Here is a 24883-nt window from a genome sequence, read left to right as displayed (position 1 = left end):
CGCGCCGCCGACTCTACGCCTCGACCGGCACCCGGATCTCGAACGCCGCGCCGGCGTCCTGCGGCAGCTGGCGCAGCGTCCCGCCGAGGCGCTCGACGGCGCTCTCCGCCATCCGCAGCCCGAGCCCGCGCGCCCGGCCGAGTTCGAACCCGGCCGGCAGACCGTGGCCGTCGTCGGCGACGACGACGACGAGCGCCCCCTCCTCGCGGCTGCAACGGACCCGCACCGTGGGCCGCTGGCCGCCGGCATGGGTCACCGCATTGGTGACGAGCTCGGTCACCGCGAAGACCACGGCCAGGGCGACGTCGCTCGCCAGTCGCACCTCGGACGTGCCGAAGATCTCCATGTCGACCGGCCGCCCGGCGACCCCGACCATGTCGCCGATCAGCTGCCGCAGCGCGGCGCCGATCTCGACGGTGCCGTGCTCGGCGGCGCGATGAAGCTGGTCGTGGATCCGCATCACCACGCCGATGCGCCGCTCGAGCGCGACGATCGGGCCGCGCGCCGGGTCCGGCTCGGCCGCGCGGCCGCAGGCCTGGACCAGGCCACAGACCATCTGCAGCATGTCGCGCATGCGCTGGTGGCTCTCCGACAGCAGCGCGATATTGTGCCGGTTGGCCTCGCGCAGCGCCCGCTCCGCGGCGACCTCCGAGCCGATGTCGCGAACGATGGCGGCGACGCCGATCCAGGTGCCGTCGGCGAGATGGACCGGCCCCGTCGTCACCGCGACCTCGACGCGCCGGCCGTCCTTGGTGATGCCGCGGGTCGTGAATCGGGCCGGCTCCCGGGCGAGCAGCTTGCGCGTCCCGCCGCGCCCGTCGTCGTCCTCGAACAGGATCGAGGCCGGGCGGCCGACGATCTCGTCGGCCGTGCAGCCGAACAGGCGCTCGGCCGCGGCGTTCCAGTCCTCGACCATGCCGTTGCGGTCGAAGCCGACGATCGCGTCGACACTGTTGGTGACCACGGAGACGAGGCGCGCGGCGGCCGCCGCATTGGCCTCGGCACGGCGTCGCGCGCGGTCGTAGACGCCCGTCGCCCACAGCACGAGGACGCACAAGATCGCATAGGCGACCAGATTGCCGACGTCCTTGAAGGTCGGCACCGCGAACAGATAGTACGGCTCGACGAACGCCCATTGGGCGACGATGCCGCCGAGGACCGCCGCGACCAAGCCGGCGCCGAGCCCGCCGGCGAGCGCCGCGACGACGACGGCCGGCAGCATCGCCGTGAAGGAGAGATCGGTCGGCAGCACCAGGCCGAGCAGGACACGCAGGCCGGCCGCCATCGCGACCGCCGCAGCGCCGACGAAGACGGCCCACGCCACGGCGACGAACGCCCTTCCGAGATCCCGGTCCTGCATCCGCAAACCCCGCGCCGAAAGAGCAGGCTGCGGAAATTCCTACCACACCGCCGTGCATCCCGGCGACGACGGCGATCGAAGATCGTGACTTTTGTCCGAAGGCGACTGTGTGACGCTGTTTCCGGCGCGGCGGCCCGCCAGCTCGCCCACTCGTCTGCAAGCCTGCTCGAAAGGGCGCGACCAGGCTGGAAGCTGCGCGACCAGGATCGCCGTAATGCCGCTCTGCGCCACGGTGCGGCGCCCGGCCCATCCCGCAGCTCGAAATCAAGACGGCGCACCGGGTCATTCAGGCCCGTGCGCCGTCAAAGCGTTTTCCGCCCTCCTCGGCCCAGCGAGGGCCGGAGACCGGTCAGGTCACTGCCCGTAGGCCACGACCGGGATGTCGGAGGCCATCGGACCGCGCAGGCTGTCGGGCCGCGGATCGTCGTTGAGGGCGATGGTCAGGTCCGGGGCGGCCTGCTGCTCGAAGGCGGCCTGGACGGTCGCCGCATCGGCGGTCGGGCAGGTCCAGGTCTCGCCGGTCGGCGCCGCCGCCATCCAGCGCTGCTCGATGAGCTGGCGAACGTCGAGCTGGTCGGCCGTCGCCACGCCCGCCATGGCGGTCCCGGCGAGCGCGAGCATCAGGGTCAGGGTCTTCGTGCGAAACGTCATGTCCACCTCCCGTTCGGGCCGTCGCTGTCGATGGGCCACGATGGCCGGACAGCATCGGCATGGGTCCGTACAACACCCGGCCGGTCACGGACGTGGTGGACGACGGTGTGCCCCCCGCACCACCGAACCGGCTCCCGATACAACCGGGAAGACCGCTGCCGGTTCCCTGCCCGACAGCCGCATTCGTCCAGAAAAGCTTAAGGGCGCGGCCGATTCACGCGGTCGTGATCAGAACGTGGGGGCGAGCGGACGCGCGCGGCGCGGCAGGCGCCTTCAGTAGCTCGCCTGGCCGCCGGTGAGGTCGAACACGGCGCCGCTGTTGTAGCTGCAGGCGTCGGAGCACAGCCACGCCACCAGCTCGGCGAATTCGGCCACCGCGCCGAGGCGCTTCATCGGGCTGCGCTGGACCACGGCCTCGACGGCCGACGCCGGCATGGCGCGGAGGAACTCCGTGTCGACGGCCGCCCAGACGATGCAGTTCGCCCGCAGCGGCGTGTCGCCGAGCTCCTTGCCGAGCGCCTTGGTGAAGGCGACGATGCCGGCGCTGGCTGCCGAGAAGGCGGCGAGGCCGGCCCGGCCCTCCTTGGCGGCGAGCGAGGCGACCGTGACGATGCGGCCGCGCCCGACCCGGCGCATGTGCGGCACCACGGCGCGACAGACCTGGAAGGCGCCGGTCAGGGTGACGTCGATCACCTGGCGCCATTCCGACTCGCTCACCGCGTCGACCGATTTTCGGGTGCCGCCGTAGCCGGCGGCGAGCACCAGCAGGTCGATGCCGCCGGCCGCGACCGCCCGCGCCGCCGCGGCCGCGACCTGGTGCGACGAGGTGACGTCGACGGCGACCGGCACGATGCCGTCGACCGCCACCGGGTCGACGTCCCACGCCTCGACGACGGCACCGGCGGCGCGCAGCCGCTCGGCGACGCCGCGGCCGAGCCCCCGCGCCCCGCCCGTCACCACGGCGCGACGGCCGGAGAAATCGTAAGTCACCGACCCCGTCGCCGAACCGGCGAGCGAGCCGGCGGCCGGCTTGCCGGCCGTGCTGGCAGCGTCCGTCATGGCATCCTCCGCCCGCGGGGCCGCGACGACCGGCGGCCCGGCACGCGGTGCCATCATACGGCGGCTCAGGGCCGGCGGGCGAGCGTGAAGGCGCCGCGCATGTCGCCGGCCTTGAAGCCGGTGGCGGTGTCGTCCGGATAGAGGCGCTTCAGGGCGGCCACGACGTCCGGCTTCAGCTCGGATCCGTGGCAGCCGAGGCAGGGCTCGCCGGTCGGGATCGCCTTCATGAAGCGGAACATCGGCCCGTCGGCCGCCTCCACGGTGGCGCTGCGCGTCTGCGCCGCGACCGGCGCGCCGGCGGCGATGCGGTCGGCGAACAGGTCCAGCGTCGCGCGCTCGAAATCGTCCGGGGCGGCGGCGCGGTTGCGCGGCTTCAGGCTGGTGCGGGCGATCCGCCAGCCGGTGCGCTGGCCGTGCTCGGCGGCGATCGCCGGCGCCTGCTCCTTGCAGAAGCCGATCGCGCCGACGAGGCCCGAGGTCTCGATGGCGCTCTTCACGGCGGCGAGCAGCGTCGCGCCGTAGTCGGCCGCAACCGTCGCGGCCTGCGCGGCGAGACGCGCCTCGCGCGCGGCGCGGTCGCGCTCGGCGCCGAGCCAGAGTGCAGCGGCGCCGACGACAGCGGCCCCGACGACGATGATCCTGAGCGACATGATCCGACCCTCCGTGCGACCGGACGGCAGGCGTCCGCGACGGAGGCGACGATGGCGAACCCCACCGGCCCGGTCTGTGACGGAGTCACCGGCGGCCCATCAAACGCCGCCGGCGACGGGGCGGCGCCGGCGTTGTCCGGTCGCTCCGGTGATCAGGCGGCGCCGGCGTCGCGGGCCGGCGGATCGGCGTAGCGGGCCGCCGCCTCGCGCAGGATGCGGGCGACCTGGCGGGTGCCGAGCGTCCGGGCGAGGTTTTGGGCGGCGACGTCGAGCAGCACCACGGCGCCGTCGCCGATGCCGTGCGCCTCGGCCTCCGCCTCGAGCCGCGCCACCCCGTCGCGCCAGAAGGCGTCGGTGCGGGCCCGCTCGGCCGCGACGATGTCGGCGATCGGCGCGCCGGTGTCGGGGATCGCGGCCGGGGCGAGCGGCGCCGGGTCGATGTCGACCGCGCGCTGGGCCGACCGGACGACGTTCGCCTTCGGGGTGTCGCGCTTCGGGGTGCCGCGCGGCGGCGCCCACTGGTCGGGATAGCGCCCCTCGCGCATCGCCTCGGCGGCCGCCTTGCTGCGGCGGATGTCGGCGCGCAGCCCCCACAGCCCGACCACCATGGCGAAGGCCGCGGCGCCGAGCACGAGATAATTCCCGCCGTCGCCGCGCAAGAGCATGACGCCCTGAATGCCGACGAGCGCCGCCCCGAACGCGGCCGCACCCGCCGTGAAGAAGAATGAAATCAGCCGGATCATCTGGTCGTCCCATCGTGCCGCCGCACCCGAGATCGCCGGCGGGCGCGCCGATCCTCGCGCGCCGGGCCGCCCGGTTGTCAAGCTGGGAGAGTTGCGGGATGTCGCGCCGGATTGACACCGCCGGACAGGTTTTTGACCTGCCCCTGCGCCGTGACACTGCGGGCGCCGGAGCGGGCGCTTGGGCTGGAGGCCGCGGCGTGCCCAAAAGCTGCCGCCTTGCCGGCGTCACTCGGCCGCGACGGGCGGGAGAGGACCTTCATGCGATACGTGCTTGTGATGATGGCGTGCCTGGCCGCGGCTGGGAGCGCCGCGGCGCAGTCCGGCGGGGCGCCGGGCCTGCCCGGCGTCTACGACCGCCAGCCCGACTTTCGGGCCGCCAACCGGCCGGGCGAGGACCCGGTCCGCCAGTCGGCCCCGGCCTGGGACGCCAACCGCGACGGCGTGTTCACCTGCGACGAGTGGAAACAGTATGTCGGCCGCATCTTCGTCAACGCCGACGCCAACCGCGACGGCTTCGTCGACGCCAAGGAGTTCGACGCCCTGCGCCGCGCCGACCCGGCGTTCAAGAACGCCGAGCTCGGCTACTTCGACGACAACCGCGACGGCCGCATCGCCCGCGCCGAGTTCGTCGATCGCCCGAGCCCGTTCTTCGCCCGCTTCGACCGCAACGGCGACTGCAAGGTGACGGCCGAGGAGATGCGGGGCGGCGGCAGGGGCGGGCCGAGCATGCGACCCAATCTCGGCGGCGGCGGCATGGGCGGCACGGTCGGCATCCCGTTCTGAGCGCCGGATCGGACGGGCGCAGGCCGATCGCCTCGGTTGCCGGGTCGCGCGGGTCTGCGATACGACTGGGCCGTGCCCCGCACGGCCTTCTCGCCATCCCTGCGCCGTGCCCGAGATTCCCCCGATCGAGTGCCCCCATGACCAGCGCCGAAACGACCAGCGCCACAATGACCAGCGCCCTGTTCACCCCCATCGAGATCGCCGGCCGCACCTTCGAGAACCGCATCGCGGTCTCGCCCATGTGCCAGTACAGCGGCGAGGACGGCTGCGCGTCCGACTGGCACATGACGCATCTCGGCATGCTGGCGAACTCGGGCGCCGGCCTGGTCGTCGTCGAGGCGACCCATGTCGAGCGGCGCGGCCGCATCACCCATGGCTGCCTCGGCCTCTATTCCGACGCCTGCGAGGCGGCGCTCGCCCGCATCGTCGCCCATTGCCGACGCATCGGCACCGCCAAGCTCGGCGTCCAACTCGCCCATGCGGGTCGCAAGGCCTCGTCGCAGCGCCCCTGGGAGGGCGGCAAGGCGCTCGCCGTCGACCAGGACCCGTGGCCCACCGAGGCGCCCTCCGCCCTGCCCTTCGGGCCGGGCTGGCACGTCCCGCAGGCGATGACCGAGGACGACATGGAGCGGGTGATCGCCGCCTTCGCGCAGGCGGCGGCGCGGGCGGTGCGGATCGGCTTCGACGCGGTCGAGCTGCACGCCGCGCACGGCTATCTGGTGCACGCGTTCCTCTCGGCGGTGTCGAACCAGCGCACCGATGCCTACGGCGGCTCGCGCGAGAACCGCATGCGGTTTCCGCTCGCCGTCGCCCACGCGTTGCGCGGCAGCGTGCCGCGCGACGTCGCGCTCGGCGCCCGGATCACCGGCAGCGACTGGCTCGGCGGCGGCATCGAGATCGAGGAGACGATCGTGTTCGCCCGCGCCCTCAAGGACATCGGCTACGACTATGTCGACGTCTCCTCGGGCGGCCTCACCGCCGAGGCCCGCAACCCGACCACGCCCGGCTACAACGTGCCGCTCGCCGAGGCGGTGCGCCACGCGACCGGCCTCGTCACCCGGGCGGTCGGCCTGATCGTCGACCCGAAGCAGGCCGAGGCGATCGTCGCGGAGGGCAAGGCCGACATGGTGGCGCTCGCCCGCGCCATGCTGGACGACCCGCATTGGGGCTGGCACGCCGCCCGCGCGCTCGGCGCCGAGACGCGCCGGCCGCCGCAGTATCTGCGCGCCGGCCCGAGCCTGTGGGCGCCCGCGGCGCGCGGCTGAGCGGCTCGCCGGCGACAGGCCGGCCCGGTGCGGATATCGTGGCGGGATGCAGCAGCACCCACCCACCGACGGCCCGACCCGCCGTGCCGTGCTCGCCGGCCTCGCCAGCGCCGCCGCACTGGCCGGATCGACCGCCGCCGCCCTGCCCGCCTTCGCCCAGCCGCGCCCGCCCCGCGCGGCCGTGACCGGCCCGGTCTCGGCCTTCGGCATCGATGCGGCGACGCTGGGCCTCCGGCCCGGCAGCCCGGACGACCAGACCCTCGTCCTGCAGCGCGCCCTCGACCGGACCGCGGCGAGCGGCGCGCCGCTGGCGTTGCCGCCGGGCGTCTACAAGGTCGGCGGCGTGCGGCTGCCGGACGGCGCGCGGCTCGTCGGCGCGCCTGGTGCGGTGCGGCTCCAGTTCCTCGGCGGCGCCTCGCTGCTGTCGGCCGCCAATGTCGGCCGTGTCTCGCTCGACGGCCTGGTGCTCGACGGCGGCGGCCGGCCGCTGCCGCCCGACCGCGCCCTCCTCCACTGCGAGCAGGTCGATGCCCTGGCGGTGACCAACTGCACGGTGGCGGGCGCCGACGGCACCGCGCTCTACCTCTACCAGTGCGCCGGCACGATCGCGGACAACCGCGTCACCGACACGGGCGACGTGGCGATCCAGACCCGCGACAGCCGCGGCGTGGTGATCGCCCGCAACGTCGTCGCGCGGGCCGGCAACAACGGCATCCAGGTGCTGCGCTTCGAGGCCGGCGAGGACGGCACCCTCGTCGTCGACAACCGGGTGACGGACATCCGCAACCGGGCCGGCGGCCAGGGCCAGTTCGGCAACGCCATCAACGTGTACCGCGCGAACGGCGTGATCGTGCGCGGCAACCGCATCGCCGACTGCGCCTTCTCCGGCGTGCGCGGCAACTCGGCCTCCAACCTGCAGATCGTCGGCAACACGGTGACCCGGGTCGGCGAGACGGCGCTCTACTCGGAGTTCCAGTTCGAGGCGGCCGTGGTGGCGAACAACATCGTCGACGGCGCCCAGATGGGCGTCTCGATCGCCAACTTCGCCAGCGGCGGGCGGATCGCCGTGGTTCAGGGCAACATCCTGCGCAACCTCGCGCCCGGAACCGTCAATCCGGACCCCGAGTTCCTGCTCGGCGTCGGCATGTATGTCGAGGCCGACACCACGGCGACCGGCAACGTCGTCGAGAACGCGAGCGCGGTCGGCATCGCGGTCGGCTGGGGCCCCTATCTGCGCGACGTCTCCGTCACCGGCAATGTGGTGCGTCAGTGCGGCATCGGCGTCGGCGTGACGGTGGTCCCGGGCGCCCGCAGCACCGTGCTGTCCGCGAACGTCATCTCGGGCAGCCGCGCCGGCGCCATCGTCGGGCTCGACCACAAGGTCCCGGTCACCGGCGACCTCGCGACCGGCGGGGCCGAGATTTATCCGCATCTCTCACTAAGTGGTAATAAGGTTTCGTGAGCCAAGCGACACGGCGTGCGGTGCCAGATCCCAATGTGTCGCCCACTGTAAATACAGCCCATCCAACTAGTCCGAAGTTGCGCTGCGGCATCGAATTTCCGCGTTCAACCCTGAATTCTTGCTGGCGTGAACTACGGCTTTTCTGTTAGACTAAAGTCCAAGCTGCAGTCGACTTCGCCTCGGCTGGCAGTCTTCCAAAAACAGGCAGAACACCAAGGGGGGTCTCGGCTGTCGCGTCAGCGAGGCGCCGAGATCCAAACTGCGTCGGCGCGGCATCCCCATCCGCATCCCGAACGCAGGGCATGGTGACAACACCGCCACGACAGGGAGGACTTGATTATGATGAACGGCGGCTACCTCGACACGCGGGCGCCCGACAGATCGTTGTTCGGCAAGCAGCACTGCCCGCGTTGCGCCTATCTGCTGGTGGCGCCGGACGAGTCGCATCACATCGCCGATCGTGTGGTCCGCCACCTGTGGACCTGCGAGGCCTGCGGCACTGGGTTCAGCACCTGGGTCAAGTTCCAGCCGGAGTTCGGCGAGATGCACTGCGAGCCGCAGTGCGCCGAAGCGGCCTGAGCCGCTCCGCCGGGCGACCACCGGTCGCCCGTGCACGCACCGACCGCAGCCGGGCGGGCCTACGGCCTGCCGCTGCGGCGGTCCCGAGTGATCTCGCCTACGCGAGTCGTGTCGTCTGCCCGAAGTCGGGTCGCCTGCCGGTGCCGTATCGTCCGCTCGGCGCGTGTCGTTCCCGGCATCGATCACATTCTCGGTCGTATATTCACCCGTAATTGATTGCTCCGGGCCCTCGGCCTCGCGCCTCTTTCCGACAGCTCGGCGCTCGTGCGGATGAGCCCGTCTCGGCGCCGCCGGACGCCGGCGCGTGCAGGCGTCGTCCCGGACCGGCGGCCCGGATGTCGGCCGGACGGGATGCCCCGGCGGTATTGCCCAAAACCGTGAATCCCGGCTAACTCCACGGCCCGACCAAGTGCCCGGCCTCCCCCGACCGGCGGCCGCGCCATCGCACAGGACCGCCGATGTTCTCGCATCTGATGACCACCAGACGGTTCGCCCCCCTGTTCTGGTGCCAGTTCTTCAGCGCCTTCAACGACAACTTCCTGAAGAACTCGCTGGTCTTCCTGATCCTCTATCGGATGACGGGCTCGAACTCGGAAGCCCTTATCACGCTCGCCGGCGCCACGCTGATCTTCCCGTTCTTCGTCCTGTCGGCCGTCGGCGGCGAGATCGCCGACCGCTACGACAAGGCGATCGTGGCGCGCTGGCTCAAGCTCGCCGAGATCCCGGTGGCGCTGTTCGCGGTGCTCGGCTTCTGGCTGCACTCGATCGCGCTCCTGTTCGTCGCACTGTTCCTGATCGGCGTCATCGCCGCGCTGTTCGGCCCGATCAAGTACGGCATCCTGCCCGACCATCTGGAACGCTCCGAGCTGCCGGCCGGCAACGCGCTGGTCGAGGGCGCGACCTTCCTGGCGATCCTGCTCGGCACCATCGTGGGCGGGCTGGCCGCCAAGGACGGCGGCGACCCGGCCTCGTTCGCCGGGCTGATGATGATCGTCGCCATCCTGTGCTGGCTCGCCGCCCTGCTGATCCCGAGGACCGGGCAGGCCGCGCCGAACCTGACGATCGACACCAACATCGTGCGCTCGACCACCCGTCTTATGGGCGAATTGAAGGCCGAGCGGCGGCTGTGGTGGTCGGCCCTCGTGGTCTCCTGGTTCTGGCTCACCGGCGCGATCGCGCTCTCGCTGATGCCGCCGCTGATCAAGACCACGCTCGGCGCCGCCGAGGAGGTGATCACGGTCTATCTCGCCGTGTTCTCGATCGGCATCGCGGCCGGCTCGGCGCTCGCCGCCTGGCTCGCCGCCGGCCGCATCGTGCTCTTGCCGACCGTTCTCGGCGCCGCGCTGCTCGGCATCCTGTGCATCGATCTCGGCTGGTGGATGTCGGGCGTCGCGAGTCCGCTGCAGGGCCGCGGCATTTCCGAGGTGCTCGGCTCGGTGCGCGGCATCCATGTCGGCTTCGACCTGTTCGGCATGGCGGTCGCCGGCGGCCTGTTCATCGTGCCGGCCTTCGCGGCCATGCAGGCCTGGGCCGGCGCCGACCACCGCGCCCGGGTGATCGCCGCCAACAACGTTCTCAACGCCGCCTTCATGGTGGCGGCCGGCCTCGGCGTCGCGCTCCTCCAGCTCGCCGGCCTCGCGCCGGCGACGCTGTTCATGCTGCTCGGCGTCGCCAACCTGGTCGTCGGATACGCGATCTTCAAGACGCTGCCGACCAACCCGGTGCGCGATTTTCTCTCGACGGTGGCGCGCGCGTTCTTCCGCGCCGAGGTGCACGGGCTCGAGAACATCGAGAAGGCCGGGCCGAACGCCATCATCGCGCTCAATCACGTGAGCTTCCTGGACGCGCCCTTCGCGCTGTCGGTGCTGCCCAAGGATCCGGTGTTCGCGATCGACTGCCACATCGCCGAGCGCTGGTGGGTGAAGCCGTTCCTGCGCTTCACCCGCGCCATGCCGATCGACCCGACCAATCCGTGGGGCACCCGCCAGCTCATCCATGCCGTGCAGGGCGGCGACAGCCTGATCATCTTCCCCGAGGGCCGCATCACGGTCACCGGAAGCCTGATGAAGATCTACGACGGCGCCGGCCTGATCGCCGACAAGTCCGGCGCCATGGTGGTGCCGGTGCGCATCAAGGGGCTGGAGCAGACGCCGTTCTCGCGCCTGAAGGACCATCAGGTCCGCCGCCGCTGGTTCCCCAAGATCACCATGACGATCCTGCCGCCGGTGCGCATCTCGGTTCCCGAAGAGTTGCGCGGAAAAAAGCGCCGCGTCGCCGCGGGCGCCGCGCTCTATCGCGTGATGTCGGATCTGATCTTCCGCACCACCGAGATGGACTGCACCGTGTTCGAGGCGATGGTGCATGCCGGCGAGTTCCACGGCATGAGCCGCATCGCCATCGAGGACCCGGTGTCGGGCGCCCTCACCTACAAGCGCATGCTGGTCGGCGCCGCGGTGCTCGGCCGCAAGCTCTCGGTCCATGCCGGGCCCGGCGAGTATCTCGGCGTGCTCTTGCCGAACGCCAACGGCGCCGCCGTGACGCTGCTCGGCCTGATGTGGGCCGGCCGCGTGCCGGCGATCCTCAACTTCTCGGCCGGGCCGACCAACATCCGGGCCGCCTGCAAGGCCGCCGGCCTCACCACGGTCGTCACCTCGCGCGCCTTCATCGAGAAGGGCCGGCTCGACCACGTGATCGCGGCGCTCGCGCCCGACTACCGCATCGTCTACCTCGAGGACGTGCGCCCGACCGTGACGACGCTCGACAAGCTGAAAGGCCTGCGCGAGTTCAGGACGCCGCTGGTGGCGCGGCAGCCGTCGGACCCCGCCGCCGTGCTGTTCACGTCGGGCTCGGAGGGCGTGCCGAAGGGCGTCGTGCTGTCGCACCGGAACATCCTGTCGAACGCCGCCCAGGCCAAGGCGATCGTCGACTTCGGCTACTCCGACAAGCTGTTCAACGTGCTGCCGGTGTTCCACGCCTTCGGCCTGACCGCGGGCTTCATCCTGCCGCTGGTCAACGGCGTGCACGTCTATCTCTATCCCTCGCCCCTGCACTACCGGCTGGTGCCCGAGCTGGTCTACGCGACCAACGCGACCATCATGTTCGGCACCGACACGTTCCTCAACGGTTACGCCCGCACCGCGAACCCCTACGACTTCCGCTCGCTGCGCTACATCTTCGCCGGCGCAGAGGCCGTGAAGGAGGCGACGCGCAAGACCTACATGGAGAAGTTCGGGGTGCGCATCCTGGAGGGCTACGGCGTCACCGAGGCGGCGCCCGTGATCGCGCTCAACACGCCGATGTTCAACAAGTTCGGCACGGTCGGCCGGCTCTTCCCCGGCATCGAGGCGCGGCTCGACAAGGTCGAGGGCGTCGACGAGGGCGGCCGGCTCTACATCCGCGGACCGAACGTGATGGTCGGCTACCTGAAGGTCGACAAGCCCGGCGTGATCGAACCGCCGCACGAGGGCTGGCACGACACCGGCGACATCGTGACCATCGACGCCGAGGGCTATGTGGCGATCAAGGGCCGGGCCAAGCGCTTCGCCAAGGTGGGCGGCGAGATGATCTCGCTCGCCGCCGTGGAGACGATCGCGTTCGACCTGTGGCCGGACGCGCTGCACGCCGTCGCCACCATCCCGGACGCCCGCAAGGGCGAGAAGCTGATCATGGTGACGACCCAGAAGGGCGCCACCCGTTCCGACTTCATCGCCTTCGCGAAGTCGCGCGGCGCCTCCGAGATGCTGATCCCGGCCGAGTTCGTCCATGTCGAGAAGATGCCGCTGCTCGGCTCCGGCAAGGTCGACAACCTCACCGTCGTCCAGATGGTGCGCGAGCGCGCCAAGCTGGAAGGCGCGGCGTAGCGCCACGCCGGCGCCTCCGAGACCCTCTCCCTGAGGGAGAGGGTCGGGCGTCCGCGAAGCGGACGACCGGGGTGAGGGTTTACGGCGCCAGTTGGATGCCTCGGCACCCCCTCACCCGGATCTCGCGCCTGTCGCGCGAGATCCTACCTCTCCCCGCTGGGGAGAGGTGAATCTGTCGTCTGCCCAAAGAACGACGACGATCTTTCAAAAATTCGCCCCGACGCGCAGGACGAAGGTGCGGCCGGGCTGCGGATAGGCGTTGTAGACGCCGTACTTGCTGCCGAAGCCGTCCGGATAGGGGCTGGCGACCGCGTAGTCGAAATAGTCCTCGTTCAAGAGGTTCTGCACGGCGAACGACCAGAAGTAGCGGTCCCACTCACCGGCGATCTTGGCGTCGAGGATCGTGTAGGTCGGCGTCATCGGCTGGAGATTGCGGCTGTCGTTGTCCATGCGGCGCGAGCCGACGAAGCGCACGTCGCCGGTGAACACCAGGCGGCTGTCGAGGATGTTCCAGACGACGCCGACGCCCGCCGTGTTGCGCGCGACGAGCGGCACGTCGTTGCCGGCATAGACGCCCTCCCGGAACACGGCGCGCGTATAGGCATAGCTGCCCTTCAGCCGCACCGTGTCGGAGACCCGCATGGTCGCCAGCGCCTCGGAGCCGTAGCGCCGGGTCGGATCGAGATTCACGTTGGTGGTGGTGAACGGCGAGTAGAAGATCTCGTTCTCCAGAACCATGTCGTAGATGCTCCATTGCAGGAACATCGGGCCGGCCGTCACCTTCACGCCCGCCTCCCAGTCGCGCGAGGTCTGGGTCTTCAGCGCGAAATTGCTCGGCATGCCGTAGGGCGCGCTGCCGATGCGCTCGTCGACATTCGGCACCCGGAAGCTCTGCGCGGTACGGCCGAACAGCGTGAGCTGCTGGTTGAAGCGGTGCTCGATGCCGATGTGCCAGGCGCGGTTGGTCTGGGTGTCGTCGAGCGGGTTCGCCTGCACGACGGTCGGAAAGCCGAAGTAGAGATAGCCCGGTGCCGCCGCGTTCACGGCATCGCGCGCCGACAGCGAGGTCCGCTGCACGCGCCCGCCGACCGAGACGTCGGTCGTGGAGAACAGCGTCACCGTGTTCATCGTGTAGGCGGCGAGCGAGGTCTGGTCGAGATCGTACTGGTGCAGCGGCGCCGCACCCTCCGTCAGGGCGCGCGGCGACGAATAGTCGGTGTGATAGACGTCGACGCCGCTCAGCGACTTCAGCGGCAGGCCGAACGCCGTCGTGTCGACCTTGAGGCGCGGCGTCACCGACGAGGTGACGAGCGAGGACTCGAAATAGGACGTGTCGTAGGCGGAGCCGATCTGCTGCCGGCAGGCCGAGTTGTAGACGCCCGTGAAGGTGTCGAGGCAGGACGGGAAATAGGCCGCCTGCTGCTTGCGGACCCGCACGCCGCCGTCGACGATCAGCTCGGCGCCCGGCGTCAGGTCGTAGGTCACGCCGGTGGTCGCCGTCGCCTGCTGCTGGTTGGCGAAGTCCCACGGCGTGTTGGTGCCGCGGCGGTCGGTCGCGAGCTGATTCAGGCCGAGCGTCGGGTCGACGCGGCGGCCGGCCGGAAGCCCGAGCACCTGGTCGCTCAGCGTCGTGTTCAGATAGAAGCTGCCCCAGTCGCGGGTGTAGCGATAGTCGCCGCCGGCGTTGGTCTGATGATACTGGCCGTTGTCGCGATAGCCGTCGGAGCGCACCGCATTGGCATAGAGCGCCAGCGCGTGCGGCCCGCTCGACGCGAAGGCCGTGCCCCTGCCCTCGACCTGGTTGAACGAGCCGTAGGCGACCTCGGCGCGGGCGCCGTTCGGCCGTCCGGTCGCCTTCTTGGTGACGATGTTGATGACGCCGCCGACGGCGCCGTCGCCGTACAGCACGCCGCCGGAGTTGCCGCGCGTCACCTCGATGCGCTCGACCGCGTTGATCGGCACCGAGCCCCAGTCGAAGGTCTGCAGATCGGGCAGATCGACGCGGCGTCCGTCGATCAGGATCAGCGTGTTCTGGGCGCCGGTGGCGCCGAAGCCGCGGATGTCGACGGTGGCGCGCGCCCCGTTGACGCCGCCGTAGAGGTTCGAGACCTGGACACCGGGCTCGCGGGCCAGGATGCCCGGGATGGTCTGCTCGGGCGAGCGCTCGATCTCCTCGGCCGTGATCACGGTCGTGGACGCACCCGTGATTCCGAGCGCGCCGCCGGCGCCGCCGCCGAGGCGCGTCGCGGTGACGTAGAGGTCGGGCAGCGCGGTGTCGGTCGTCGCCGGCGCCTGCTGGGCCTGCACGTCACCGGCGAGCAGCAATGCGCTGCCGAGCAACGCCGTGCTGCCGAGCAGAACGGCGAGGCCGGCGGCGCGGGCCGCCCTAGCGCGGTTCGAATGGTCGTGGGTCATTCCTGTCGTCCTTCGCGAAAGGGTCATGCGGTTCGCGTTGCATGAGCCGACGCGAAAGACGCCCGTCCGGCCGTCCCGGCCGATCGGTGTCCAAACGCTTCACGAGACGAACGAGCATAGCGGTCCCCGCGCCGGTCACGGTGTCACCGCTGCGAAAGACCGCTCCGTATGGGGCTTCCCGCCCACCGGTTGGGTGACTGTGCGGGCAGGTCTCCTGGCTCGCGGGTCGTCGCTGCATCCGGCCTTCCCGGTTTCCCAGTGGCCACGGTGGATGCGGCTCGCCGCTCACAGTTGCGGGTCCAGCCACGGCTTCACGACCCTCGCGGGGCGCGTTCCGTGTTCCCTCTTTCCTCCCGGCGGTCGCCCGCCGGGAACCAGCACACCCGCACCTTCGGTCGCCCGCGCCCCGCGCGTCAATCGTGCAGGCCCCGACCCGAGTGCATTAGCCGGAGAAGTGTTGCGCGAAGCCCACACCCGGAAGAGTCATTCCGGGGCGTGTGCCGTGAGGCGCACGAACCCGGAATCCAACCAAGTCCTTCGGATTCGCCCGCTGGATTCCGGGTTCGCACCTTCGGTGCGCCCCGGAATGACGGCGTCCGGAGCATCCTGGAACACGGGTCTTCAGTCCTCGGCGTCGTCCGCCTTGGTCTCCGCCAGGAGCCAGCCGAGATAGGCCTGGTCGACGCTCTCGATCGGCAGCACCAGGATGGCCGGCGTCGTGTAGGAATGGCGCGCCTTGACGGCGGCCCGCACCGCCTCGGCGCGCGACGCCCGGGTCTTGATCAGCATCACGACCTCCTCGCCGCGCTCGATCGCGCCCTCCCAGCGATAGAGCGAGACCATGCCGGGCAGGATGTTGACGCAGGCGGCGAGCCGCGCCTCGACCAGCGCGCGTCCGGTCTCCTCCGCCTCGACAAGCCCCGGAAAGGTCGTATAGACGAACACCACCCGTTCCATCGCCACTCCTTCGCGTCGGCGGCGGTGCGGCGCCGGTATCGCACGAACCACCGAACGATCCGCCGCACGAGCCGCGCATGACCCATCTGCCTGCCGAGATCGAGCGGATCGCCTTCGTGGCGAGCCAGACCCCCGAGGCGACGGCGGCCCTCGCCCGGTTGACCCAGCGCTACGGCAATGTCGATCCGCACGAGGCCGACGTCATCGTCGCGCTCGGCGGCGACGGCCTGATGCTCAAGACCCTGCACGTCTTCATGAGCACCGGCAAGCCGATCTACGGCATGCATCGCGGCACCGTCGGCTTCCTGATGAACGAGTATCACGAGCACGGGCTGAAGGAGCGCCTGCACGACGCCGAGGCGACCGTGATCCACCCGCTGCTGATGCGCGCCCTCGACGTCGACGGAGGCGGCCACGAGCACCGCGCCATCAACGAGGTGTCGCTGTTCCGCCAGACCTACCAGGCGGCGCGGCTCGACGTGATGGTGGACGGCAAGATGCGGCTGCGCGAGCTCACGGCCGACGGCATCATGGTGGCGACGCCGGCCGGCTCGACGGCCTACAATCTTTCGACCGGCGGACCGATCATCCCGATCGGCTCGCCGCTGCTCGCACTGACCCCGATCAGCGCGTTCCGGCCGCGGCGCTGGCGCGGCGCGCTCCTGCCCGACAGCGCCGTGGTGACGATCGAGGTGCTGGAGGCCGACAAGCGGCCGGTCGCCGCCGTCGCCGATCACGACGAGGTGCGCTCGGTCAAGCACGTCGAGATCCGCATGGACCACGCGATCGAGATGCTGATGCTGTTCGACCCCGGCCACAATCTCGACGAGCGCATCCTGCGCGAGCAGTTCAGCCATTGAGGCGACGAGCTCCGTCATTCCGGGGCGCGCCCAAGGCGCGAACCCGGAATCCAGTGGCATGCACGGACTGCGGGGCTGGATTCCGGGTTCGCCGCTGCGCGGCGCCCCGGAATGACGTGCTCTGATATCGACAACCGAATGGCGTCCGCCCCCGCCCGGTTAACCTAAACCCTTCCTTAAAGCTTCGCGGGCAGGATCGAGCCTGATCCTTCAGGCATCGTGTCAGTCTCGCGTGAGCCATGGTCCGCATCGACTTCAACCGGCTGCGGTTTCTTCTGATCGACGACAACGCGCACATGCGTCGCATCCTGCGCACGCTGCTGCACGGCTTCGGCTCCCGCGAGGTCTACGAGGCCGAGGACGGCGCCGCCGGCCTCGAGGCGTTCACGCACAACATTCCGGACATCGTGATCACCGACTGGGCGATGCCGATCTTCGACGGGCTCGAGCTCACCCAGATGATCCGCCAGCCGGGCGCCAACGCCAACCCGTTCGTGCCGATCATCATGCTGACCGGCCATTCCGAGAAGAAGCGCGTGATGGCGGCGCGCGACTGCGGCGTGACGGAATTCCTGGTCAAGCCGATCTCGGCCAACGCGCTCTACCAGCGCATCTTGACCGTGGTCGTGAATCCGCGTCCCTTCATCAAGACCAAGACCTTCTTCGGCCCCGACCGGCGACGCCTGGTGAACCCGAACTATGTCGGCGTCGAGCGCCGCAAGGGCACGGCGAAGGCCGAGATCATCCCGCAGCAGGCGCTGCTGGAGCGGGTGAAGATCACCGAGTGAACAGGGTGACCCGATGACCTCCGGGCGAGGCGGCGGCAAGACCGGAAAGCCGACCGGAAAGCCGACCGGCAAGACGTCGGCTGGCGAGTCTTCCTCGAACAAGTCTTCCTCGAGCAAGTCTTCGTCGAGCAAGTCTTCGTCGAGCAAGACTCCGGACGCGCCGAAGGTGACCAATTACGGCGACCACGCCGTGATCGTGCCGAAGAATCTCCTGCGCAAGGCGTGGGCCCGCAATGCCGCGCCCGGCCTGCCCGATCCGGTCGCCGACGCCGAGCGGGCGCTCGCCGCCCTCTCCGGCGAGTTCGCCGGCTGGATGGACAACGAGTGCGAGCGCCTCGACGCGGCCCGCAAGGCCGTCAAGGCGAAGGGCTTCGACGCCGAGACCCGGCAGGCGCTCTATCACGCCGCGCACGACATCAAGGGCCAGGCCGCGACGCTCGGCTTTCCGCGCGCCGCCGCGGCGGCGGCGAGCCTGTGCCGGCTGATCGAGCGCACCATCGACAGTAAGCGCATCCCGCTCGCGCTGGTCGACCAGCATGTCGACGCCGTGCGGGCGATCGTGCGCGAGCACGGCACCGCGCGCGCCGAGGTCCTGGCCGACACGCTGTCGGCGAAGCTGCGCGAGATCGTCGACGAGCACCTTAAGAGCGAGAACGGCGGGCGCCTCCCCGACGACGACGAGGTGCTGAGCCCGCCGACCGTGCCGCGCAGCGACGGGCCTTGACCGTAGGGTGGGCATGGCGCGACGCGCCTTGCCCACGCGGTCTTCCTCCATCGGTCACCAGACAGCGGTCGTTTTCATCGACGTGAGACGGCGCGGGTAACGCGTTCCGCGTCGCCCGCCCTACGCCGCTACGCCGCGAGGCGAATCCGCATCAGGTCGGCGACCAGCTCCTGCTCGAGCTTCTCGCAGGCGATCAGCGCCTCTTCGCGCGCCGCCTCGGCGGCGAAGCGGCGCAACAGCGCGAGCAGCGGCTCGACCTCGCCGATGTCGGACTGGCCGCAGGCGGTGAGCACCCGCTCGACCATGCGGCGATGCAGGCGCGCGGCGCCGTCGAGATCGGGCCCCTCGCGCCACGCCTCGAGCGCGAAGCGGAACGCCGGGAAGGTCGAGCCCGGCAGCCCGGCGCGGGAGAAGATCGCCCGGAAGCCGACCCCGGTGCGGTCGTGGATCAGCAGGCGCACGCGGCGCAGCGGCAGGCCGGCGAGCTCGGCCAGCGCCTCCTCGAACAGCCCGAGATTGCCGGACAGGAGCGCGCGAAGAATGAGGCCGGCGGTGAGCTGGCCGCTCGCCCGCAGATGCCGCACCAGCGGCGCGGCGCCCTCCTCGCCGGCGCGGGCGGCGAGCGCGACGGTCGCCTTCTCGCAGGCCTCGCGAGCGACCGTACGGGCGTGGCTGCCGTCCATCCAGGAGCGGCCCGACACGAAGGCCGCGAGCGTCGCGGAGAGCCGGGCGATCAGCGCCTGGCGGCACTCGACCGGCAGGTCGGGCCGCCCCAACAGCGCCTCGCGCATCGCGCCGAGATCACCGAAGCGCTCGACCAGCCGGGCGAACGACAGGGCCGCGATCTCGGCCTGCGGATTCTCGATCAGCACCAGGCAAGCCTCGGGGCCGCCCACCTCGGCGATCGCGGCGGCGACGGCGCGCGGCAGCGGCGCGCGGCCGGCGATCGCGGTCTGCACGGTGTCGCCGCCCGTCGCGGCGAGGTCGACCAGCTCGGCGTCGATGAACAAGGGCGACGAGGCCAGCACGACGGCGGCGATGTCGGGGCGGTCGTGCGCCAGGAGGTGCACCACGGTCGACGGCGCCTCGCGGCTCGGCGCCAGCACGCCGGCGAGCGCGCCGCGCACCAGCGGCGAGACGTCCTCGGCCAGCATCACCAGCACGCCCTCGACGGCGTCGCGCTCGTCGTCCGGCAGATCGGAATAGAGATAGGCCCGCGCGAGCGCGCTGGTCGCCTCGGCCCGCTCGCCGGCGGGCGCGGTGCGGACCCACTGAAGAAACTGGCGGACGATCATGCTGCTGAACCCGACGCGACAGAGGGCGACACGGAGAACTCGTTCGGGACCGGCTGCCCCGCTCCGAGGCCGACGAGTCCCGCCATGCACCAGCCTACGGCCGCGCCCTTAACAAAGGGTTCACCATAAATCTTTGTGTTTGTTGCTGATTTGTTAACGCCAGCGGGCCGGCCCGGCAGCCGTCGCCCTATCCGCGCCGGCCGAACAGGCCGCCGGCGTTGGTGCCGGGGGCGGAGAACAGCTCCGAGGCGCGGCTCGGATCCGGGACCGCGAGGGATGCTGGCGCGGCCGTGCTCGCCGCCACCGGCATCGCCACGACGGGAGACGGGGCCACAGGAGACGCGACGACCGGCGTGGGTCCGACCGGCCTCGTGGCGACCGACGTGGACACGACGGCGGGCGACGCGACCGGAGGCATGGCCCTCGCGGTCGCCGAGACGGGGATGACCGTGATCAACGGGGCGCGCGCCGGCGCGACGGTCGGCGCCACCGTCGACGGCATGGAGGCTGCCGTGGCCGCATAGGTCGAGCGGGCCATGGCGGCCGATGCGGCGACCGGTGCGGATGTGGGTGCGGCTGGGGGTGTGGATGCCGTCGCGCCACGCGGCGTCGCCTGGGCGGCGACGCCCGAGAGGGCCGCCGCGACATGGGGGCGGGTCGACCACAAGTCGCTCACGATGTCGGAGACGGCGCCACGCTCCGGGCCGCTCTGGAACAGGCTGTGGAACAGCGGCCCGCTCGCCGCGGTGCGGGCCGTCTCCGACTGGTGATTCGTCGCCTCGGTCGTCGGAACGCGCCGGTCGCCGCCCTGCCCGGCCGGCGCGACGGCCACCACCGGGCCAGAGCGGCCGGTGGCGGTGCTGCTGGCCGTCATCCCGGCGGTGCCGGCGAGCGCCCGGTCGTAGCGACCCACCAGGTTGCCGTACACCTGGGCGAAGCTCCGCGCCGTGCCGTCGCGCTCGTAGAAGATCGACGGGTTGGCGGCGGCGGCGTTGGGGAAGACCTCGGCGGCGACGCCGCCGGGGTTGCGGCTCGCTTCGGTGATCAGACGGGCCGCCCCGCCGGGTCCGAGGAAATGCGCGATGTAGAGCTCGCCCTCGTTGGGCGCCCGGCCGATCAGCGCCTCGACCTTCGCCGCGTTACGCTGCGTGAAGGCGCCCGCCATGGCGGCGTTGGCGCCGGCGTCGCCGCGCAGGTTCATGACCGCCTGCTGCAGGCGCGGGTCCGTCACCTCGTAGCGGCCCGAGGCGGTCCTGGTGATGGCGTCGGCATACTGGCCGAAGCCGAGCGCGGTGCCGGCCTCCTTCAGCATCATCAGCCAGGTCTGGTCGATGAACTGGAACAGCCCGCGGGCCGACGACGTCGTCGACGCGGCGTTAGGGTTGAGGTCCGATTCGACCTTCGCAGTCGCCAGCAGATAGTCGAAGCTGGTGCCGGTCGACTGCGCGGCGCCCCGAATGGCGTCGTTGACGACCCATCCGGAGGTCGAGGAGCTGGTGCCGGAGACGGGCAAGGTTCAACCTGCGGCGCGGGCGCGAGACGGGAGCGAGGACGACACCGCCGAGGCTGCGCCGGTTATGGTAAACAAAGTATGAATCGCGCCCTGCCCGGCCACGGCAGGCCTCACGGCGGCAGCGCAGGCGCGGCCCGGGGACGAGCCAGAGGGGAACCAGAGGAATGTCCTGGACGACGGCGGTCCGGCACCCGCGCGGCGGGATGTATTTCGAGGATTTCGTCATCGGGGAGGTGGTCGAGCATCGCTATCGGCGGACCGTCACCCAGATGGACAACATGCTGTTCTCCAACATGACGCTGAACCCGCAGCCGCTGCACATCGACCGGCACTTCTGCGAGAACGAGACGCAGTGGGGCCGGCCGCTGATGAACTCGCTGTTCACGCTCGGCCTGATGATCGGCATGTCGGTGTCGGACCTCACGGTCGGCACCACCATCGCCAATCTCGGCATGACCGACGTGGTGTTCCCGCATCCGCTGTTCGAGGGCGACACGCTGCGGGCCCAGACCGAGGTGATCAACAAGCGCGAATCATCGTCGCGCCCGAACGCCGGTATCGTCGAGTTCCACCACCGCGGCTTCAACCAGAACGACAAGCTGGTCGCCGAATGCCGCCGCCAAGCCTTCATGCTCAAGCGCCCCGCCTGAGGAGACACCCCGCATGCGCTCCCTGCTGTTCGTGCCGGCCGACGCCGAGAAGAAGCTCGCCAAGGCCATGGAGTGCGGAGCCGACGCCGTCATCGTCGACCTCGAGGATTCGATCGCGGCCGACCGCAAGGACGCGGCCCGCACGGCGGCGGCCGAGTTCGTCGCCGCCGTGTCGGAGTGGCCGTCACGGCCCCGCATCCTGGTGCGGGTGAACGGGCTCGACACCGGCCTGACCGACCAGGATCTCGACGTCGTGATCCCGGCCCGGCCGGACGGCATCATGCTGCCCAAGGCCGAGGGCGGCCCGGCCGTGATGCATCTCGACGCCAAGCTGGCGGTGCGCGAGGCGGTCGCCGGCCTCTCCGACGGCCACGTCGCCGTCTATGCGATCGCCACCGAGACGGCGCATGCGCTGTTCGTCGCCGGCAGCTACCGGGGCGCCAGCCGTCGCCTCGCCGGCCTCACCTGGGGGGCCGAGGATCTCTCGGTCGATCTCGGCGCAGAGGCGAACCGCGACGACGACGGCCGTTTCCTCGACGCCTTCCGGCTCGCCCGCACGCTCTGCCTCGCCGCCGCCGCCTCGGCCAAGGTGCAGGCGATCGACACGGTGGCGGTCGACTTCCGCGACGAGGCGAAGCTGTGGCGCGAATGCGAGGAGGCGCGGCGCGACGGCTTCACCGGCAAGATGGCGATCCACCCGGACCAGATCGGCCCGATCAACGCCGTGTTCACGCCCGACCCCGCCCAGGTGGCGAAGGCGAAGGCGATCGTCGCCGCCTTCGCGGCGCAGCCCGGCGCCGGCGTCGTCGGCCTCGACGGCGTCATGTACGACCGCCCGCACCTCGTCCGCGCCCTGGCGCTGCTCGCCCGCGCGAAGGAGATCGACGAGACGGCGTGAGTCGAAAGGCCTGCGCTTCGGCCGCCTTCGCCGTCATGGCCGGGCTCGTCCCGGCCATCCACGATCTCGAGCGGTGTCCGCTGGAGACGCCCCCCACGCTCCGCTCATCCCCGCGAAGGCGGGGATCCAGGAGTCACACGTCGAGGCACACGTCGGGACGCCCCTGGGTCCCCGCCTTCGCGGGGACGAGCGGAAACCTCGTCCGGTTCGTCGTAACCGAAACCCGCTCGAGGTCTGCGCGGCTGTCAGGTCGTGGATGCCCGCGACGAGCGCGGGCATGACGAAGGTCACGGACCTGATTGGTCTCACCCCGGCAGCACGGCTTCCAGGATCTGCCCGCTCTCCGACTCGGTCATCAGCAGCGTGCGACCGTCCGGCCGCAGCACCGCATTGGTGAGGGTGCGGCCGGCGCAGCTGCGGATGCGGAAGAGCGGCTCACCGAGCCGCGACAGCACCCAGGCGCTGCCGTGCCCCGGATCGCAAACGATCAGCCGCCCGTGCGGATCGACCACCAGCCCGTCCGGCCCGGACAGCCCGCCCGGGAGCTGGGCGAACAGCTGCGTCTTCGCCGACAGAGCCGCCGGCGCGAGCGGCACGCGCCAGATCTGGGCGGCGCGGGTGAGCGCCAGGAAGGCGTGGGTCCCCTCCGGGTTCACGGCGACGCCGTTGGGCGAGGCCGCGTTCCCGATCAGCCGGTCGAGCCGGCCGTCCGGCCACAGCCGGTAGAGCCGCCCGGTCGGATCGTGCAGCCCCGTCTGGCCCTGGTCGGTGAACAGCACCGCGCCGGCGGCGAGCAGCGCGAGATCGTTCAGCCCCTTGAAGCTCTCGCTGTTCACCGTGGTGCAGACCGGGTGGATCGTCCCGCTTTCCGGATCGATGCGCAGCAGGCCGCGGCGATAGTCGGCGACCAGCAGGCTCCCGTCGGGCCGGAGCTTCATGCCGTTCGGCCAGCCGTCATACTCGTGCACCAGGCTCCAACGGCCGCTGGCGTCGACCGCGAAGATGCGGCCGTAGGGGATGTCGGTGACGTAGAGGGTGCCGTCAGGCGCCAGGCACGGCCCTTCGAGAAAGCTGTCGATCGCGGCGCCGGGCTTGTTGGCGGCGCCCCATTCGTTCGGCCGAGCCGCGCGGAACACGTCGGGCAGCCGCGCGAAGACGCGGCTCTCGACATCGGTGGGCGGGGCGAACCAGCTCATGGCGACAGCCTATTGCAGCTTGATGTCGGCCGCCTTGGCGATGGCGCTCCAGCGGGCGATCTCCGACTCGATCAGCGCCTGCGCCTGCGCCGGCGTGTTGCCGACGGCGTCCATGCCGAGCTCGGCGAGCCGCTTCTTGGTCTCGGGCTGCGCCAGGCCGGTGCGGATGTCGCGGTTGAGCCGCTCGACCACGGCAGGCGGCGTCGCGGCCGGCACGGCGAAGCCGACCCAGAACGTCATCACCATGCCGGGCAGCCCCGCCTCGCGGGCCGAGGGCACGTCGGGCAGCACCGGCGAGCGCGTCTCGCCAGCGATCATCAGGGCGCGGAGCTGGCCGGACTGGATCAGCGGCAGCGCGGTCGGCAGCGACGTCACCAGCACCTGCACCTGGCCGGCGACCAGATCCTGCAGCACCGCGCCGGCGCCGCGATACGGCACGTGCACGAGGTCGACGCCGGCGAGGCTCTTGAACAGCTCGCCGCCCATATGGGTGTTGGTGCCGTTGCCGCCCGAGCCGAAGAAGTACTTCCCGGGGTTCGCCTTCAGGAGCGTGATCAGCTCGGCGACCGTGTTGGCCGGCAGCTTCGGGTTGACCACCATCACGTGCGGGTTCTCGACCGCGGTCGTCACCTGCACGAAGCTGGTCTTGGCATCGAAGGGCAGCGTCGGGATCAGCCCGGCCGCGATCGTGTAGGACATCTCCAGCGTCAGCAGCGTGTGGCCGTCCGGCACCGAGCGGGCGACCGCGCTCCAGCCGACCACACCGGCGCCGCCGGTGCGGTTCTCCACCACGGTCGGCACGCCGAGCGGCTGGCCGGCCGCTTGGGCGACGATGCGGGCGACCGTGTCGGTCGAGCCGCCCGGTGCGAACGGCACCACGAAGGTCACCGGACGCGACGACGGAAACGTCTGGGCCGGCGCGGAGCCGGGTGACGACGTGACGGCGATCACGCCGGCCGCGAGAGCGAGCGCGCGGACGATCGACAGCATGGCTTTCCCCTGGGCAGTCCTGGACGGAATCTTCGACGAAGGACGCGACGAGCAAAAGACGCGTCGCACCGAAGAGGCGGCACTCCGAAGCCGCGGCGCGACGAAGGCGACGGGCCGGCGCCCGCGCGGGGGTTCCTCCAGTATGACCATCGCCGCGAGCCTTGCCAATCGTCGAGGCCCGGCCG

The 24883-nt window shown here is 71.1% G+C and carries 22 protein-coding genes and 1 riboswitch; of the genes, 11 read left to right on the top strand and 11 right to left on the bottom strand.

Annotation, left to right across the window (positions count from 1 at the left end; translation table 11 throughout):
• Positions 1-13: 13 nt before the first annotated feature.
• The 5 genes from ABTU92_RS16905 to ABTU92_RS16885 all read right to left on the bottom strand — a co-directional run bounded on the left by ABTU92_RS16905 (position 14) and on the right by ABTU92_RS16885 (position 4463).
• Positions 14-1360 (bottom strand): sensor histidine kinase, encoded by a 1347-nt coding sequence (locus tag ABTU92_RS16905; protein ID WP_408092636.1) that lies wholly within the window; start codon positions 1358-1360, stop codon positions 14-16.
• A 354-nt stretch (positions 1361-1714) separates the two neighbouring features.
• A complete protein-coding gene (locus ABTU92_RS16900) occupies positions 1715-2011 on the bottom strand; it encodes a hypothetical protein (RefSeq protein ID WP_408092634.1) in 297 nt (98 codons plus the stop codon).
• Between the two features lie 273 nt (positions 2012-2284).
• Positions 2285-3070 carry an SDR family oxidoreductase gene (locus ABTU92_RS16895; RefSeq protein WP_408092632.1) on the bottom strand — a complete coding sequence of 262 codons (786 nt, stop codon included), beginning with the start codon at positions 3068-3070 and terminating at the stop codon, positions 2285-2287.
• A gap of 65 nt (positions 3071-3135) precedes the next feature.
• Complete coding sequence (locus ABTU92_RS16890) at positions 3136-3720, bottom strand: DUF3365 domain-containing protein (protein ID WP_408092630.1); 585 nt, start codon at positions 3718-3720, stop codon at positions 3136-3138.
• Positions 3721-3872: 152 nt separating this feature from the next.
• The gene (locus ABTU92_RS16885) at positions 3873-4463 is read right to left on the bottom strand and encodes a hypothetical protein (protein ID WP_408092628.1); all 591 of its coding nucleotides are present in this window, start codon (positions 4461-4463) and stop codon (positions 3873-3875) included.
• Between the two features lie 258 nt (positions 4464-4721).
• Between ABTU92_RS16885 and ABTU92_RS16880 the strand changes: the two genes are divergently transcribed.
• The 5 genes from ABTU92_RS16880 to ABTU92_RS16860 all read left to right on the top strand — a co-directional run bounded on the left by ABTU92_RS16880 (position 4722) and on the right by ABTU92_RS16860 (position 12412).
• On the top strand, positions 4722-5246 hold the full coding sequence (locus ABTU92_RS16880) for an EF-hand domain-containing protein (RefSeq protein ID WP_408092626.1): 525 nt from the start codon (positions 4722-4724) through the stop codon (positions 5244-5246).
• A gap of 167 nt (positions 5247-5413) precedes the next feature.
• Complete coding sequence (locus tag ABTU92_RS16875; protein ID WP_408092742.1) at positions 5414-6511, top strand: NADH:flavin oxidoreductase/NADH oxidase; 1098 nt, start codon at positions 5414-5416, stop codon at positions 6509-6511.
• A gap of 46 nt (positions 6512-6557) precedes the next feature.
• On the top strand, positions 6558-7973 hold the full coding sequence (locus ABTU92_RS16870) for a TIGR03808 family TAT-translocated repetitive protein (RefSeq protein WP_408092624.1): 1416 nt from the start codon (positions 6558-6560) through the stop codon (positions 7971-7973).
• A 333-nt stretch (positions 7974-8306) separates the two neighbouring features.
• On the top strand, positions 8307-8552 hold the full coding sequence (locus tag ABTU92_RS16865; protein WP_111359412.1) for a hypothetical protein: 246 nt from the start codon (positions 8307-8309) through the stop codon (positions 8550-8552).
• Positions 8553-9010: 458 nt separating this feature from the next.
• Entirely contained in the window at positions 9011-12412 is a 3402-nt protein-coding gene (locus tag ABTU92_RS16860) for an acyl-[ACP]--phospholipid O-acyltransferase (protein ID WP_408092622.1), read from the top strand.
• 204 nt (positions 12413-12616) lie between these two features.
• Here ABTU92_RS16860 and ABTU92_RS16855 read toward each other — a convergent pair whose 3' ends face one another.
• Both ABTU92_RS16855 and cutA read right to left on the bottom strand, forming a co-directional pair.
• Positions 12617-14827, bottom strand: coding sequence for a TonB-dependent receptor (locus ABTU92_RS16855; protein ID WP_408092620.1), 2211 nt, complete (start codon positions 14825-14827; stop codon positions 12617-12619).
• Between the two features lie 186 nt (positions 14828-15013).
• A riboswitch (cobalamin riboswitch) is annotated at positions 15014-15221 on the bottom strand.
• 227 nt (positions 15222-15448) lie between these two features.
• Positions 15449-15784 (bottom strand): divalent-cation tolerance protein CutA, encoded by a 336-nt coding sequence (gene cutA, locus ABTU92_RS16850; RefSeq protein ID WP_408092618.1) that lies wholly within the window; start codon positions 15782-15784, stop codon positions 15449-15451.
• A 77-nt stretch (positions 15785-15861) separates the two neighbouring features.
• On the opposite strand from cutA, the gene ABTU92_RS16845 reads away from it, so the two are divergent.
• The 3 genes from ABTU92_RS16845 to ABTU92_RS16835 all read left to right on the top strand — a co-directional run bounded on the left by ABTU92_RS16845 (position 15862) and on the right by ABTU92_RS16835 (position 18156).
• On the top strand, positions 15862-16644 hold the full coding sequence (locus ABTU92_RS16845) for an NAD kinase (protein WP_408092616.1): 783 nt from the start codon (positions 15862-15864) through the stop codon (positions 16642-16644).
• 239 nt (positions 16645-16883) lie between these two features.
• Positions 16884-17432: a response regulator gene (locus tag ABTU92_RS16840; protein WP_111358567.1), complete on the top strand. Its 549-nt coding sequence runs from the start codon at positions 16884-16886 to the stop codon at positions 17430-17432.
• 13 nt (positions 17433-17445) lie between these two features.
• Positions 17446-18156: an Hpt domain-containing protein gene (locus ABTU92_RS16835; protein ID WP_408092614.1), complete on the top strand. Its 711-nt coding sequence runs from the start codon at positions 17446-17448 to the stop codon at positions 18154-18156.
• Between the two features lie 128 nt (positions 18157-18284).
• On the opposite strand, the gene ABTU92_RS16830 is transcribed toward ABTU92_RS16835, so the two are convergent.
• Positions 18285-19451, bottom strand: coding sequence for a DUF2336 domain-containing protein (locus ABTU92_RS16830; protein ID WP_408092612.1), 1167 nt, complete (start codon positions 19449-19451; stop codon positions 18285-18287).
• A 187-nt stretch (positions 19452-19638) separates the two neighbouring features.
• The gene (locus ABTU92_RS16825; RefSeq protein ID WP_408092610.1) at positions 19639-20964 is read right to left on the bottom strand and encodes a transglycosylase SLT domain-containing protein; all 1326 of its coding nucleotides are present in this window, start codon (positions 20962-20964) and stop codon (positions 19639-19641) included.
• A gap of 164 nt (positions 20965-21128) precedes the next feature.
• On the opposite strand from ABTU92_RS16825, the gene ABTU92_RS16820 reads away from it, so the two are divergent.
• Together ABTU92_RS16820 and ABTU92_RS16815 are read left to right on the top strand one after the other, a co-directional pair.
• Complete coding sequence (locus tag ABTU92_RS16820) at positions 21129-21614, top strand: MaoC family dehydratase (RefSeq protein ID WP_408092608.1); 486 nt, start codon at positions 21129-21131, stop codon at positions 21612-21614.
• Between the two features lie 13 nt (positions 21615-21627).
• Positions 21628-22512: an HpcH/HpaI aldolase/citrate lyase family protein gene (locus ABTU92_RS16815; RefSeq protein ID WP_408092606.1), complete on the top strand. Its 885-nt coding sequence runs from the start codon at positions 21628-21630 to the stop codon at positions 22510-22512.
• Between the two features lie 305 nt (positions 22513-22817).
• Here ABTU92_RS16815 and ABTU92_RS16810 read toward each other — a convergent pair whose 3' ends face one another.
• Entirely contained in the window at positions 22818-23708 is an 891-nt protein-coding gene (locus ABTU92_RS16810; protein ID WP_408092604.1) for an SMP-30/gluconolactonase/LRE family protein, read from the bottom strand.
• Positions 23709-23717: 9 nt separating this feature from the next.
• Positions 23718-24698, bottom strand: a complete 981-nt coding sequence (locus ABTU92_RS16805) for a Bug family tripartite tricarboxylate transporter substrate binding protein (RefSeq protein ID WP_408092602.1) — start codon at positions 24696-24698, stop codon at positions 23718-23720.
• Between ABTU92_RS16805 and ABTU92_RS16800 the strand changes: the two genes are divergently transcribed.
• The coding region (locus ABTU92_RS16800; protein WP_408092600.1) for a hypothetical protein at positions 24697-24883 on the top strand (187 nt) is incomplete at its 3' end. The two genes, ABTU92_RS16805 and ABTU92_RS16800, sit on opposite strands and share 2 nt — an antisense overlap.

The organism is Rhodoplanes sp. SY1, from assembly GCF_046000175.1.
Classification (GTDB): domain Bacteria; phylum Pseudomonadota; class Alphaproteobacteria; order Rhizobiales; family Xanthobacteraceae; genus Rhodoplanes.
The sequence above is the reverse complement of the archived record's forward strand: the minus strand, read 5'-3'. Positions and strand labels throughout refer to the sequence as shown.